Source organism: Bartonella acomydis, from assembly GCF_039543025.1.
Lineage (GTDB): Bacteria > Pseudomonadota > Alphaproteobacteria > Rhizobiales > Rhizobiaceae > Bartonella > Bartonella acomydis.
Genome location: NZ_BAABIY010000012.1, coordinates 130,447 through 145,950 on the forward strand (window position 1 = coordinate 130,447; position 15,504 = coordinate 145,950).

A 15,504-nucleotide genomic window follows, 5' to 3' on the forward strand; every position below is an offset into this window, starting at 1 on the left:
CGCATGGCTACCGATATTAGCGACAACAAAAATCCGGCAAAGAACTCTCTCAACACCACTCTTGATACTGAAGCTTTTAAACAAGCACTTTCCACCTGTATGCGTGCCATAGCAGGTACTCCCAATCTTGAAGTTTCCTTCAGTCAAAACCGACCATCTTTAAGCGAAAATTATGCCCGTTTACCGGAATTACCACCTCACACCACAAAGAAAGATATAACAATTAGACGTGGATTAGGGGATTCCATGGCTCTGCGTACAGCATGGCATGACAAGCACATTCACAGACAATTTTCTCCACAAGAATCGGAAGCATGTGCCATTTTTGATGCCCTTGAGCAAACACGTATTGAAGCCATTGGCACTTTACGTATGGAAGGAATTGCACAAAATCTTGATGAAATGCTCGCAGATAAATATCAAAGAGCCCATTACCAAAAGATAAGCAGCCAAAGTGAAGCCCCCATTCAGGAAGCCATTGCACTTTTATTGCGCGAGAAAATAACAGAACGCCCTCCTCCAAAAGAAGCGGGGCCTGTCTTAGAATTATGGCGTCAAGAAATTGAAAAAAAAGCCGCCACAGAGCTGAATGAATTAACAGGATATATTCACGATCAACAGACATTTGCACGGATTGTTCGTCAAATGCTTGTTACGCTCAAAATGGCAGTTCGACTTGAAGAAACCTTTGAAGGTGAAAACAATAAAAAATTAAAAGACGGGTGTGAAGTTCAAAACCTAGCAGAAAAAGAAAGCAAAAACCAAAAACACGATAATAATGAAGAACAAACAGCTACTGAACAAGAAAGTGATGTGCAAGACAAAGGCAAAACCCAAGCGGCAAGATCAAATGACAATGATAAAGATGAAGAAGAGCAAGAAAGTAGCCCTTGGCACAAAAAATCGAGCCAATCCAAATATCTTTCTACTGTTTCAGAACAAATGCAAAAACTGACTGATTATAAAGTTTTTACCCGTCAGTTTGATGAAATTCTAGAAGCCACGGATTTTTGTTCTGCAAGCGAATTAGATCACTTACGCCGTTATCTTGATAAGCAAATCAACCATCTACAAAACATTGTTGGGCGCTTAGCAAATCGTCTGCAACGCCGCCTTATGGCACAACAAAATCGCAATTGGAATTTTGATCTTGAGGAAGGATATCTTGATACAGCACGGCTTTCACGCCTGATTATAGATCCCATGCAACCCCTTTCTTTTAAAATGGAAAGCAATACCCAATTTCGCGATACCGTTGTTTCACTGCTCATTGATAATTCGGGCTCCATGCGAGGACGCCCCATTACGGTTGCGGCAAGTTGTGCGGATATTTTGGCACAAACGCTTGAACGCTGTGGTGTAAAAGTCGAAATTTTAGGCTTTACCACAAAAACTTGGAAAGGAGGAAAATCGCGGGAAGAATGGCTCAAGCAAAACAAACCCACTCATCCAGGCCGTCTGAATGATTTATGTCACATTATCTATAAAAGTGCGGATACTCCATGGCGTCGTGCTCGACGCAATTTAGGTCTCATGATGCAAGAAGGATTACTCAAAGAAAATATCGATGGAGAAGCATTAATTTGGGCATATCAGCGCCTTTTATCACGGCGTGAACAACGGCGCATTCTTTTGGTTATTTCTGATGGAGCCCCTGTTGATGATTCAACACTCTCGGTCAATTCCAGCAATTATTTAGAAAAACATCTACGCGCAGTGATCCAAGAAATTCAAACACACTCACCTATAGAACTCATTGCCATTGGCATTGGTCATGATGTCACACGTTATTATCAACATGCTGTAACCATTATGAATGTCGAAGAACTTGCTAATGCTATAACAAAACAATTAGAAGCGCTCTTTAGCGAGAAAAAACTTCGTTCTCATCATCATAAGAAAATTTAAAACAACCCTATATTCTTTATTCAATTTTCACCTTTTAAAAAACACCTTCATCACATATAAAAATGCCAATCAAATCGTTTTGCTCTTGCGCCGCTGTTTCATAAACCATTCCTCTCTCATAAGAAAACCAACCATTGCGCGCGGTATCAACACCAAACACAAACAGATTTAAAGCATAGCTTGTTTTAGAAAAATGAGACTATCCCTCACCAGAGAACAGCGATTTGTGGAACGTTCTTTATGCTTCTCATCATTTATAAAAAGTTAATCGTCTAGAATGCACACAACCATAAGTTTCTAAGACTATCATCTCCTAGATTAAAATAGCATTTTGAAGTTATGCTGGCAGATGAAAAATCTATAGAAAAGCCTCTCTAGTGTAGATACAGCTAAAATACTTCTGATAAAGACAAGAAAAAATTTTCTTCTTTAAAAATAACAAGAGGAGAAATCATGATTTATTTGCTGCTCATAAAAGATGAAGTATCTTTTGAATGTCCTTGATAAAGGGGTATTTTCAGAGCGTTAAGCATTGTTCCATAAGGAAGCAACATAAACAGACTCATAATGATTTTTACAGAAAAATCACCAAAGGCCAGTGAAAGCCAAATTGGAATCGCAATTCCTCCAAAAACAGTACTTTCCAAAATGGAACTATCAGCATAACCTGTTACCTGATCAACAAAAGCAAAAGAGCTAGAAAAAGCAAGAGCAAAAAACACAACCGTATCCAAAGCCGAACCGACCAATGCTGCTGCTAGAGGTGCTTTCCACCATGTTTTACGTCGCAAAGGAGTAAAGACAACAATATCGAGAAGTTGCCCAAACAAAAATGCTAAACTTGAAGCAACTGCAAGCCGCGGTGTAGCCAATATCCACGAAACAAAAACACCGGCAAAAAAGCCAGCATAAACCACGCGCCGTGCAGCAGCCGGACCATAAAAACGATTGGTTAGATCATTGATAAGAAAAGCAAACGGATAAGTAAAAGCTCCATAAGTGAGCAATTCATTTAAACCAAACCAGTAGACAGGATACTGAACCAAAATATTAGAAGCAGTGACAGTAGCACACATGGCAAGAATGGAAAAAGCAATATACTTTTTTTCTTGCCATGCTAATAAAAAATCGTGTTTTGAAGACATTTTTGTAACCTGGGATATGGAACCAATCAAATACAACGATCAAAAACTATAAAATCATAAAATGCTGGGAGAGAATAAAAACAAAGATTCAGCTCCATAACCACCAAAGGCAATTAAGCTGCTTGTTCAGCTTTTTTCTTAACAATTTGGCGCTTTAACAAACGCGCACGTTGTGACAATTCTTTATCATCGGCTTTAAGTAAAAAACCATCCAAGCCACCTCGATGCTCCACAGACCGCAAAGCACTTGCCGAAACCCGTAAACGGTAATTTTGCTGTAATACTTCCGAAATCAATGTCACATTACAAAGATTTGGTAAAAAACGACGACGGGTTTTATTGTTCGCATGGCTAACACTATTGCCATAAAGGACTGTTTTCCCTGTCAATTCGCAAGCACGAGACATAAACTTCACCTTTAAATTCTGAAAAACTCTTATAAAATCCCAATACCCACAAAATAGAATGAAGGCAAAGAGCACACAACACCCTTATATATTGGGAAGGTTTGTTTTTAATAGGGTGTCGATACCAAAAGGTCAAGTCTTTTGTAAAGCCTTTTGCATTCCTTACCGACTCATTTTGCTCTCTTTTCTCAATTAAAAGGCACAGAAAATGTTTTTTTTTAACAAGCATCATGCTAAAAGAATGCTTATCATCTTAAATAAGGAAGCATTCATCATGAGCAAAGCAGATTCCACCATGACGAAACTTCCACAAAAACAAAGCCGTTTTTCTTTATTTCTCTTTAGCGTTTTCTGTGTGTGTTGTTTTGTTCTCTTCAGCGCACTCGGTATATGGCAAGTACAACGATTAAACTGGAAAACAAATCTTATCACCAGTGCCAATCAACGGGTTCATTTGCCTCCTATAACAGCCCCATCACAAAATCAATGGGCGCAGATTACTTTTGAAAAAGATGAATATCGCCCTGTTACGATCACAGGAAAATTTTTGACAGATAAAAATATCTTGGTCACAGCTGTTACTCAAGATACGAGCGGCTACTGGGTTTTAACCCCCTTACAAACAGCGGACAACACCCTAACTTTCATAAATCGTGGTTTTATTCCCATGGATGCGCGCCATGACTTTCAAAGCTCTAAGCCATTACAAACAAAGGCAAAATCTCATCCCTATGAGGCTATAAATACAAAACAAACCACCATCATAGGATTGTTGCGCATGAGTGAAAAAAATGGGTTTTTTCCACGCAAAAATAATCCTGATAAAAATATATGGTACACGCGCGATCTCCCAGCTATGGCAGAGAAACTTGGTTTGTCCACGGTTGCGCCTTATTTCATTGATGCTGGCAAAAAAACAGCCCCGTACGAAGCCCTTCCCATTGCTGGTCTCACAATTGTGCACTTTCGAAACAATCATCTTGTCTACGCCATCACGTGGTTTATCTTAGCTGCTGGTATCTTGGGTGGCTCTCTTTTTCTGCTACGACAAAAAAGCTAAACAGACAAAATATTCAACCTTGTGAAACATTACCGTTAACAAGTCTGCTTTAAGTCACTCCCTAAAACAAAACATATTCTCCTCTCCATGATGTAGAGAATTTTAACAGCAAAACATTTGTTTTTGAAGCGACTAAGAGAAATACCTATCATCTCCCTATACTCTCTTGACCGCATCATAAATAAATGGGGAGATAAAAAGCCACTTCCCTTCATCTCATAATGAGACAATACAGTGATTTATAAAGATAATAAAGGTTTTACATCTCGCATGAGAAGGTCAATTAGATCAGGATTCTCCCATATCAAGCCTATTTACGTTGAAGCAATTAAGATTCACCTTAGCCTATCACAAATGAGATTAGCGTGTGGATAAAACTCTCAATGACTAGTAATAAAAGCAGCCCCCCCGCTCTCTCAAATGTAAAAGCTACCATTTGGAAAATCGTGCAATTATAAAGCCTTGCACCTTTACAAACATAAAGATAGTGGTGATCGATAATTTCTACACCATACCATTCACCTACAGCGTCACAAAATTTACTCGAAAAACACCAAAAGATGTTTCTTTACGAAAAGACACATTTCTTACTTGTCATCACAAGTAAATTTTATCAGGACTTCTGAGAATAACGCCGCGCAACAGAATCAATATTGCCACGATAAATACCAAGATCTTTAAGCTCATCTGTTGAAAGACGACTCAACGCATTTACTGTGCGCCGGTAACGACGCCAATGACTATAAGAACGCAAAATATCCATCTCTTTTACTCAAACTTGCTGTTACTCACCCTAGAGCATAAGGTAGAGCAAATTACAAAAAAGAGTTGTGCTATAACTTCATAACAGATATGCAACTATGATATGGGAAGCATCTTTAAAACTTATCTTACTAAAAAAACCATCAAAAGCTGTTAATGACGAAAGTGCCGCACACCCGTAAAAACCATTGCCAAACCATGCGCATCAGCAGCGGCAATTACTTCTTCATCACGCATGGAACCACCTGGTTGAATAACCGCTGTTGCTCCTGCCCCAGCAACTGCCAACAAACCATCAGCAAATGGGAAAAAAGCATCTGATGCAACCACAGAACCTTTCGCGAGAGAGTGTGTTAAACCTGCTCTCTTTGCACTTTCTTCAGCTTTGCGTGCAGCAATTTGAGCTGAATCGATGCGACTCATCTGCCCCGCGCCAATTCCAACGGTTGCATTATTTTTTGCATAAACAATAGCATTTGATTTAACATGCTTTACCACCCGAAAAGCAAATTGAAGATCATGCATTTCTTCTTGACTGGGAGCCCGCTTTGTCACCACTTGCAGTTTAAGATCATCAACCACCATATTATCACGCGACTGTACTAAAATCCCACCTGCAAGCGTTTTGGCAAGAACCCCTCCACACCGTGGATCGGGAACACCACCTGTTATCAGCAAACGAAGATTTTTCTTGCTTGCAATAATTTCACGTGCCGCCATTGTTGCATCAGGAGCAATAATCACTTCCGTAAAAATTTTAATAATCTCTTCTGCACTTTCTTCATCAAGAGTTTGATTTAATGCAACAATTCCACCAAATGCCGAGACATTATCGCACATCAAAGCTTTCAAATATGCCTCTTTCAAATTCGCCCCTTCAGCAACACCACAAGGGTTAGCATGTTTAATAAGCGCAACAGCAGCAGTTTTTTTAGGATCAAATTCTGCCACCAGTTCAAATGCCGCATCGGTATCATTCATATTGTTATAAGAAAGCGCTTTACCTTGCAAAAGTTTGGCTGTTGCAACTCCAAAACGTTTTTCATTATTGCGATAAAATGCTGCCTGTTGATGCGGATTTTCCCCATAGCGCATCACCGTTTCAAGATGCCCAGAAAAACTCTGCCATGTTGGTGGTACAATTTTTAAATCCTCGGCAAACCACGCCGCTATTGCCGCATCATACGCAGCCGTATGTGCATAAGCACGCATTGCTAACTGACGTCGCAGGGAAAAACTTAAACATCCCTCATGCTGCTTTAATTCAGCAAGGACCACTTCATAATCACGCACCGCTGTTACTACACCCGTATAAGCATGATTCTTTGCCGCAGCACGGATCATTGCCGGTCCACCTATATCAATATTTTCAAGAATGGTTTGTCCATCCGCTCCAGATTGAACAGTCTCTTCAAAAGGATAAAGATTCACCACAAGCAGATCAATACCATGAATGCCATACTGCTCCATAGCACTCTTATGGCTAGGATCTTCTCTTACACCTAACAAAGCACCATGAACTAAGGGGTGAAGTGTTTTGACACGTCCATCCATAATTTCTGGAAACCCTGTGACCACGGCAACATCTTTTACCGGTAAACCAGCAGCCATTAAGGCTTTTGCTGTTCCTCCTGTTGAAATCAATTCAACACCATAAGCGTGAAGCGTTTGTGCAAAAGCAACTACACCTGTTTTATCAGACACGGAAAGAAGAACACGACGAACCCGATGAAGATCAGGTATGGGAAAATTTTTTACAACAACACCCATAACAGGAATCCTAAAAATGAAATGGTTAAAATTCAAATAAAATAAGCTTATAGCTTCATAGCACACGCTATTATCAAAATACACTGCAAGGATAAAATCTCTTTCTCTTTTAACAGAGAAAGAAGAACTATCCATTTATCAACAATGATCAGAAAAGTATCATTGTTCTCATGAACGGCGGATAAAACGCCAACGAACTTTTTCCTGAACTGTGGGGCGAAAATACAAAACAATCTGTTGTGTACGTTGGGGTCCTGTTAATTCAGCAAAATCAATTGAATTCTCAAGGTAAATATCTGCATCAGGCGATATAAAATACCATACTTGCCCATTTTCCACAGCTAAACGCACATGCTTCCCATCATAATTGACTTCTACTTTTGGGTGAAGATGAAAGCGCACAGCAACATTATTTTGTTCACTTTGTACCCTCTTATGTCGCTTTGACAGTACTTTTTTTGGCACAAAAAAGTGATCAAAACCTTCTATCATATCGCCATTTGTCGCTAGAATGAGGCCACGTTCATGAACAAGATTAAAAGGTCGCACATACCCATCATGGCTAGCAATAAAACCAGTTTTCTCTGAATCGTCTATACGACGCACTTTAACATCCGTTGGTCCCTCAAGCAAAAAGGAAGCACCGGTTCTTTTTTTATGAAAAACCCCGACTGAACAATCATTCACCGTTGCTGTTGAATGTGCTGCGGTCACACGCCCTAAATGTCGATATTCCTCACGACCATAAGGATTAACACCCATATTAATAACAAAACGGCTTCCCTGTGAAGACATTTCAAAAGACAAACATCCCGAACCAGCATATTCTGCAGCAGAACGTGGTGGAAATTTTCCTGTATCAGCCAACACTGTTGTCTGATTGGCTTGTAAACGCTGAAATCCTGAATAACGTGCATAACTAAACGGTTGGCCAGCTGTCTTATCGAGCTCTAACAGTGCTGATAGCCGTTCCGATACAAGGGGTCCCACCCCATTAAAATGCGCTAAAGTTTGATCTTCATGGATAAAAAACCGTAAAGCTGGTAACATACGCTCCACAGCATCAATCAAAATACGCGGTGCCGTTTCATTGCTATGCATAAAAAGATGCCGTAACGACAATAAATCCGCTAACAAATTGAGCAAAATAACAGGGCTACGCGAAATATGTCCACCATCAACCAAAATTTGGCATGAAAGTTCCTCTATAAGAAAATTTTGCAGCTTTTTTTTCATGACCGCAGATACAGGCAAAGCCAGAGAGGCAAATGTCAAAGCTATTGCTGCTTGTAGACGTTGATCATTATTTTCCATACTGGAAATCGTGACACGTAAATATCGAAACTGGAATCCAACAGCACGCAAAAAGCATTTTTCAAACCGCTCATTTGCCCCTTGCAAGAGCATTCTTGCGTGACAAATCCATGAAATTAAACGCCGTGCTACAACTGGTGTACTCCAAGCCAACCCTTTTACTTTTTTGCCTCCATGGTCCAGCCAATCTTCTAAGAGCGCGCGTGCATGGGCTGCTGCCAAATTGCTCTCCGCTGCTTCCATATGCCGCAACCAATGAAAATCATGAAGAGCTTCCTCCCATTCAGGTGTTGGTGGAACCAATGCAAAAGGAGAAACAGCACCAGAGTGAACAACATGACCGGCAAAAGCAAAACGACCATGGTAAAACTCATGTGCCATCACTGGATCAGCCAAATGCAAATCCATGGGATACGCTAAAATTTTATGGGGACGAAACCCTGAAAATCGCCAACGAAACAGTGGTCCAACCCATAAACGCCGTATAAATTGTTGTGCTCCATAGACAAAATCCGAGGCCTTTACCTGAGGATCTTTTACTGCAATTGCCACAATCTCATCTCCGTACCTACTGAATCGTGTACAATTTCAGCCATTTTAGTAAATGAACCGTTAACTAAGTCACTTTTCGCAAGCGTGCAGCAAAAAAACCATCCATGCCTAAAAATACGTTTTTCTCAGTATTAAAATCTTCATGACAAAAATCTGCAGGTGTTGTGCGCAAAATCCCCTCACTTGAGAGCAAATGCGCCATACCCCGCATTTCCTCTGCAAGAATAGGCTCTAAAACAATGTCGCTACGTGTCGATAAAATCTTCTCAATAACATCTTCACCTTCTTGTTTTGCCAAAGAACAATTGGAAAAAACAATGCATCCGCCTTTTTCCACCAAAGCAATGGCTGCAACAATTAAATCATATTGTAACGCTGCTAATGTGGCAATATCATCTATTGATTTTGTCCATAAAACGTCTGGATGGCGACGTATTGTGCCCGTAGATGAACAAGGAGCATCAAGAAGAACAGCATCAAAAAGCTGTTCGGGATGAAAATTTCTCACATCCCCCTGCCAAGTAGAAACTAAAAAATGAAGACGACCCATATTCGCCTTTAAACGCTTTATCCGACTAGCAGAGAGATCAATTGCTGTCACATCAGCGCCCTGCAAAGCCAATTGTGCAGTTTTTCCTCCAGGACTTGCACAAAGATCCGCCACCCGTTTGCCCTGAACATTGCCCAGTAAAACAGCAGGCAAGGCCGCAGCAAAATCCTGAACCCACCAAGCTCCCTCCTCATAGCCTGGCAAATCAATCACAGAACAATCTAAACTGTTCAACCGAACAGAACCATTGGGCAAAACAACACCTCCCAGCCGTTTAGCCCATCCTACACTATCGGATTTCACGGTTAAATCGAGAGGAGGCTGGACACTTTGAATTGCCAAAATCTGTTTAGCCTTTTCTTTTCCATAAGTTGACACTAAAAGCTGAGAAAACCATGCTGGCACTCCTTTAATGTTAGGAGCTTGTTGGCGTAAAAATTCTGCCTCCCGTGCAACATTGCGTAAAAGAGCATTGACCACACCTGAAAACCGACGCATCCGCGGATCAAGTTTAGCCACCCGCACAGCTAAATCAATGGCCGCATGATCAGGAATATCAAGATAGAGAATTTGTGCTACACTGATGTGCAAAAGATGCTGAAAAGAAAAAGCTTGTGAGGGTAAAGGGCGCGATAAGAAGCGTGCTAAAACCTCTGTAATCTGCCCTCGATGACGCAACGCCGCGGCCAAAATAGCGCGACACAACAAACGATCTCGCTGGGAAAGCCTTAAATATTGAGAATGTCCATGTTCATTATCAGTGAGCCCCGAAAGGGACACATGCTTATCAAGCACCGCCCCTAACAGACGAACACACATCCGTCGCACAGCCAATCCCGGAATCTCTTTCTCGGACACAAGCCCCGCTTTCTTGTCTTTCAAAACAACACCTCTATGCCTTTAAGAGTTCGATAATCAAAGCTTTTTTCTATCTCTATAATGAAGCCAAGAAGGACGTTTTGTAACGCGCTGAAAATCACTCTTTTGCTGATAATCGGATACACCAGTTTGCGCATGAGGCTGCAGATCTTGCTCATTTAAGCCACTGCTTTTTTCATGCAAACCGCTCTCTTCATTCCACTCTATATTTTTAGCCAGAGCTTCTTTCATCTCTTCAGCCTGCCGATAAAGAGCAGCAATACGATTTGCCGTTGCTGGATGGGTAGAAAAAAGGCTATCAGCTCCCTCACCACTCAAGGGATTAATAATAAACATATGTGCTGTTGCTGGATTATGCTCTGCCTCTTCATTGTATATTCTACGTCCACCATCGGCAATTTTACGCAATGCTGAAGCCAACCACAACGGATTACCACATATCTCACCACCTCGCCGATCAGCAGCATATTCACGTGTGCGACTAATAGCCATTTGCACAAGCATCGCGGCAAAAGGAGCCACAAGCAGAGCAATAATTCCTCCAATTCCGCTCGTACTATGAGAACCCTCTGAAGAATGACGCTGTCCCCCCATAAAAAAAGCGAAATTACCAAGCATTGAAATTGCACCTGCAATCGTTGCCGTCAAGGTCATCGTCAAGGTATCACGATGCTCAATATGTGCAAGTTCATGCGCCATAACTCCGGCAATCTCCTCTGCACTTAACTGTGCTAACAATCCGCTACTTGCCGCAACAGCTGCATTTTGAGGATTACGTCCTGTAGCAAAAGCATTAGGCTGTGCATTATCAAGAATATAAACTTTTGGTTGAGGCAGAGAAGCTTTTTTGGCCAAATCGTTTACAATCCTATAATAAACGGGTGAGGAATGCTGATCTACTTCACGCGCCCCATACATACGTAAAACGATTTTATCCGAATTCCAATAAGAAAAAAAATTAAGTCCACTTGCCATAATCAGTGCAATAACCATGCCACTGCCCCCTCCAACAAGATAACCAACTCCCATAAAAAGAGCGGTCATGAAAGCCAAAAGCATGGCTGTACGCATTATATTCATTACTCAAAAAACTCCATGATAAAATACAATCAATATTATATGATGGGGTTTTCTTTCTGCTTCTTCAATGGAATAGGTGTAAAATGGATAAAAAAGATGAGAAAATAAGCACACAAAATGTCATTATCGATAAACAACAACCCCTCTCTCCCGCTGCACAACGCGCACTCAAAGAAGCAGAAGAAAGGCGTAAGCATGAAAAAGATGAAGAAAAACCTTTAGAAAATGGTGGACGTGGCGGCAAAGACCCTTCACGCTACGGAGATTGGGAAATTAAAGGCCGCGCCATTGATTTTTAAAAGCATATTTTCATTTCTTCAAAATGAAATCGGCTTTTGGCAAACAAAAGTAGAGAACCGTTTTTGTCCTCTCATAAAAAGTTTTACACAAGATACATCCAAGGTATATCTAAAAAATGAAGAGAAATACTACAAAATGAAGCATAGCAACAAAAATCCATTCTCTTATGGAAACAAAAAAGAAAACCACGCCATGATTTTTCAAAAAGAATATTGATTAAAAAAATCAAACATCTTCTTAAAGGAATATCCGTTTTTGAAAAACAAAAACGGATAAGAGTTATTCTTTTCTATAAAAGCTTTTAAAAGCAGAATTGATTATTTTTTAAAAACAATCACCCTTATGATTCTGAAGCGGATTCAGCTTCAGCCGCAGCAGCTTCTTCAGCAGCTTGTTTTGCAGCGGCTATACGTTCTTGTGCTTTTTTGCCTGGCTCAGCTTTTTGGGGATTATTACGGATTGGACGTTTTTTCAAACCAGCTGCATCTAAAAACCGTAACACGCGATCTGTTGGCTGTGCCCCTTGACCAAGCCAATATTGGATACGTTCTTCATTCAATTTCACACGTGGTCCATCTTTCGGCAACATTGGGTCCCATGCACCAACACGTTCAATAAAGCGTCCATCACGCGGACTCCGTACATCCGCAATAACGATGTGATAATAAGGACGTTTTTTTGAACCTCCACGGGACAAACGAATTTTTAATGCCATATTTTATCTCCTATTGTCAGCTCTGGCTTTCGTTTAAATTAATTTGCGTTGTTTTGCTCTTTGGCAATCACCTCATGGTGCCGCACAACCTCTTTAATAACAAACTTCAAAAATCTTTCAGCAAAATCGGGATCAAGATGACTTTCTATAGCCAATTGCCGCAATCGTGCTACTTGATGTTGCTCACGCAGAGGGTCAACAGCAGGCAAATCACAACGGGCCTTTAGATGCCCCACCATCTCTGTACAACGAAATCGCTCTGCCAAAATATGTATCAAGGCTGCATCAAAATTATCAATAGATGCTCTTAAACGCACTAATTCATCCAATATTTTTTCTTGCATCCTCTTATCCTTATCCTCTTTGCATCTTACTTTTTCTTAGGATGCTGAGGATATTTTCCCCTCTCAGCTATGCCACTGGAAAGATCAGAAAATGGAAACGAACGCCCTGGAAGACCGGGCAAGACTTTCCCTTCCTTGCCACTTTCCATCTGCCTTTGTAGTGTTGCAAGCTGCTTTGGATCAAATCCCGATAAATCAGGTAATGTTGCAGAATCGCCGCCCACAGGCCCCGTACTAGCAAGTCCCATTTTAGAACCAAGCCCGCTCAACATTTTTCCCATAAAACCACCTTTGCTTTTGCCACCGATGGCTTTTACCATATCAGCCATCTGTCGATGCATTTTTAAAAGCTTATTAATATCAGCAGCGCTTGTACCAGAACCTTTAGCGATTCGTTGTTTACGACTATGTTTCAACAACTCGGGATTGGCACGCTCCAAGGGAGTCATAGATGAAATGATAGCCAATTGCCGATTAAACAAGCGATCATCAAGCCCCGCAGCAGCCATCTGATTTTTTACTTTACCCAAACCGGGTAGCATTCCCATAATGCCGCCCATTCCGCCAAGTTTTTTCATTTTCTGCAATTGTTCTGCCAAATCATTGAGATCAAATTTACCGGCTTGCATTTTTTTTGCAAAAGCAGCAGCTTTTTCATGATCCATCGTCTCAGCAGCTTTTTCCACCAAAGAAACGATATCTCCCATTCCGAGAATACGATCAGCAATGCGGCTTGGATGAAATTCTTCCAAAGCCTCTATTTTTTCACCGATCCCGATTGCTTTAATGGGCTTGCCTGTAACAGCACGCATAGAAAGCGCCGCACCACCACGACCATCACTATCCATACGCGTTAAGATAATTCCTGTAATTCCCACACGTTCATCAAAAGAACGTGCAAGATGGACAGCATCTTGACCGGTCAAACTATCTGCCACCAACATAATTTCATGCGGCAAAGAACACGCTTTAATTTCAGCCAATTCAAGCATCAAAGCTTCATCAATATGGTTACGACCAGCTGTATCAAGGATCAGCACATCATAACCACCCAATTTGGCTGCTTGTACTGCTCGTGTTGCAATATCAACAGGAGATTGCCCAGCAATAATAGGTAAACTTTGCAAATTTGCTTGTTCTGCTAATTGACGAAGTTGTTCCTGTGCAGCAGGACGGCGTGTATCTAAGGACGCCATAAGAACTTTTTTATTATTTTTATTCGTAAAACGCTTAGCAAGTTTTGCAGTTGTCGTTGTTTTTCCTGACCCTTGCAGACCAATCATCATGATCACAACAGGTGCTGGTGCATTTAAATCACTAAGAACACCTTCACTTCCAAGGACACGAACCAGTTCGTCATGAACAATTTTAACAACCATCTGGCCCGGTTTAATTGATTTAACAATCTCAGCCCCAATTGCTTTTTCACGAACCCTATCGGTAAAAGAACGTACCACATCAAGCGCAACATCAGCTTCCAATAAAGCACGACGAATTTCCCGCAATGCCTCTGTAACATCCTGATCCGACAAAGCACCACAGCCTGTCAAGTGAGACAGTATGGAGCCAAGCCGCTCTTGTAAGGATTCAAACATTCTTTACCTCATTGCTGCACAACACATAAAACAAAATGGCACCCGAGAACGCATCGCGCCGTCGGATGTTGACCTCTGAGATCTCTTTATACCCTATAGCATTGGGGTCTCAGTCGGTGGCTCCAAGTCAATCTTGTTACTGAAAGCTCACTCTTTCAAACAATAAAACCTAAGCTTTGTCAAGATTTATCATACAATAGCTTCAAAAGACAGCATACATTACACTGCATCTGTCTCAACTTCAACACGCACAAAGCGCCCTGTTTTCTGTTCTACACTCCACAATTCACCGCTTGAGATATCAAACCAAACACCGTGTAATGTCAAAACGCCCTGCTCTTTACGTGTCTTTATCCACGGAAAGGTTTCTAAATTTTTCAGCGAATAATGTATAGACAATCGTTCTAGTGTCATTTGCTGTTCTGATGCGGTCAATGTTTCATCGTTAAGAACTGTTTGTGCTGCTGGTACTAAAAGACTGATCCATTGACCAATAAAATCATTTGAAGATAAAGACTTACACGCTCCTTGCAGAGCAGCACACACCCCGCCACAATGGGCATGACCAAAAACAACGATATGTTTAACCTCAAGCAATTGCACGGCATATTCAATTGCTGCTGATGTTGCGTGATATTGGTTATCAGGAGAAAATGGAGGTACCAAATTTGCCACGTTGCGCAATGTGAAAATTTCACCTGGCTTAGCATCAAAAATCGTTTCTGGTATTGCCCGCGAATCACAACAAGCAATGACCAAAACTTCAGGTTTTTGCCCTTCAACTGCTAATTGTTGATAACGTGCTGTTTTATATGAAAAATGATTTTTTCTAAAGGATTGGTAACCACTTAAAAGTCTTTCAGGCAAACACATCATTCTCTCTTTACTTTCTTGTCTATATTTTTTAAAGAACAAACCATTAACATATGAGAATACTAAAAATGTCTTTTACCCAACGCAAGATACTTAATCTTACCTCAAAGAAAAATATTCCCGTAAAATAACAGACTATTACTATAAAATGGAAACAACAATTTTATTCTTTCCAAATAAATAACTATTCCCTACAAAAAGAAAGTGCTACACTAACTAGAGAGAATAGTATAGAGATCTATTTTTATAA

General features: G+C 40.8%; 13 protein-coding genes and 1 pseudogene. 3 read left to right on the forward strand and 11 right to left on the reverse strand.

Annotation, left to right across the window (positions count from 1 at the left end):
• Positions 1 to 3 precede the first annotated feature (3 nt).
• Positions 4 to 1,908 carry a cobaltochelatase subunit CobT gene (gene cobT / locus ABD909_RS02485; protein WP_345096387.1) on the forward strand — a complete coding sequence of 635 codons (1,905 nt, stop codon included), beginning with the start codon at positions 4 to 6 and terminating at the stop codon, positions 1,906 to 1,908.
• 458 nt (positions 1,909 to 2,366) lie between these two features.
• Here cobT and ABD909_RS02490 read toward each other — a convergent pair whose 3' ends face one another.
• Positions 2,367 to 3,053, reverse strand: coding sequence for a VUT family protein (locus ABD909_RS02490; RefSeq protein WP_345096388.1), 687 nt, complete (start codon positions 3,051 to 3,053; stop codon positions 2,367 to 2,369).
• A 113-nt stretch (positions 3,054 to 3,166) separates the two neighbouring features.
• Positions 3,167 to 3,460, reverse strand: a complete 294-nt coding sequence (rpmB, locus tag ABD909_RS02495) for a 50S ribosomal protein L28 (RefSeq protein ID WP_345096389.1) — start codon at positions 3,458 to 3,460, stop codon at positions 3,167 to 3,169.
• Positions 3,461 to 3,734: 274 nt separating this feature from the next.
• On the opposite strand from rpmB, the gene ABD909_RS02500 reads away from it, so the two are divergent.
• Positions 3,735 to 4,520, forward strand: a complete 786-nt coding sequence (locus ABD909_RS02500) for an SURF1 family protein (protein WP_345096390.1) — start codon at positions 3,735 to 3,737, stop codon at positions 4,518 to 4,520.
• A 613-nt stretch (positions 4,521 to 5,133) separates the two neighbouring features.
• Here the strand turns inward: ABD909_RS02500 and ABD909_RS02505 are convergent.
• The 5 genes from ABD909_RS02505 to htpX form a co-directional block, all read right to left on the reverse strand.
• A complete protein-coding gene (locus ABD909_RS02505; protein ID WP_345096391.1) occupies positions 5,134 to 5,283 on the reverse strand; it encodes a DUF1127 domain-containing protein in 150 nt (49 codons plus the stop codon).
• Positions 5,284 to 5,435: 152 nt separating this feature from the next.
• A complete protein-coding gene (purH, locus tag ABD909_RS02510; protein ID WP_345096392.1) occupies positions 5,436 to 7,052 on the reverse strand; it encodes a bifunctional phosphoribosylaminoimidazolecarboxamide formyltransferase/IMP cyclohydrolase in 1,617 nt (538 codons plus the stop codon).
• A 168-nt stretch (positions 7,053 to 7,220) separates the two neighbouring features.
• Positions 7,221 to 8,918 (reverse strand): heparinase II/III family protein, encoded by a 1,698-nt coding sequence (locus ABD909_RS02515; RefSeq protein WP_345096393.1) that lies wholly within the window; start codon positions 8,916 to 8,918, stop codon positions 7,221 to 7,223.
• 64 nt (positions 8,919 to 8,982) lie between these two features.
• Positions 8,983 to 10,350 (reverse strand): RsmB/NOP family class I SAM-dependent RNA methyltransferase, encoded by a 1,368-nt coding sequence (locus tag ABD909_RS02520; protein ID WP_345096394.1) that lies wholly within the window; start codon positions 10,348 to 10,350, stop codon positions 8,983 to 8,985.
• A 33-nt stretch (positions 10,351 to 10,383) separates the two neighbouring features.
• Positions 10,384 to 11,427, reverse strand: coding sequence for a zinc metalloprotease HtpX (gene htpX / locus ABD909_RS02525; RefSeq protein WP_345096395.1), 1,044 nt, complete (start codon positions 11,425 to 11,427; stop codon positions 10,384 to 10,386).
• 83 nt (positions 11,428 to 11,510) lie between these two features.
• Here htpX and ABD909_RS02530 point away from each other — a divergent pair, with 83 nt between their 5' ends.
• A complete protein-coding gene (locus ABD909_RS02530; RefSeq protein WP_345096396.1) occupies positions 11,511 to 11,726 on the forward strand; it encodes a DUF1674 domain-containing protein in 216 nt (71 codons plus the stop codon).
• A 341-nt stretch (positions 11,727 to 12,067) separates the two neighbouring features.
• Here the strand turns inward: ABD909_RS02530 and rpsP are convergent, their stop codons facing one another.
• The 4 genes and pseudogenes from rpsP to ABD909_RS02550 form a co-directional block, all read right to left on the reverse strand.
• A complete protein-coding gene (gene rpsP / locus ABD909_RS02535) occupies positions 12,068 to 12,442 on the reverse strand; it encodes a 30S ribosomal protein S16 (RefSeq protein WP_345096397.1) in 375 nt (124 codons plus the stop codon).
• A 16-nt stretch (positions 12,443 to 12,458) separates the two neighbouring features.
• Positions 12,459 to 12,786 (reverse strand): annotated as a pseudogene (locus ABD909_RS02540) (chorismate mutase).
• Positions 12,787 to 12,812: 26 nt separating this feature from the next.
• Positions 12,813 to 14,381 carry a signal recognition particle protein gene (ffh, locus tag ABD909_RS02545; RefSeq protein ID WP_345096398.1) on the reverse strand — a complete coding sequence of 523 codons (1,569 nt, stop codon included), beginning with the start codon at positions 14,379 to 14,381 and terminating at the stop codon, positions 12,813 to 12,815.
• A gap of 219 nt (positions 14,382 to 14,600) precedes the next feature.
• Positions 14,601 to 15,257, reverse strand: coding sequence for a carbonic anhydrase (locus tag ABD909_RS02550; protein ID WP_345096399.1), 657 nt, complete (start codon positions 15,255 to 15,257; stop codon positions 14,601 to 14,603).
• Positions 15,258 to 15,504 lie beyond the last annotated feature (247 nt).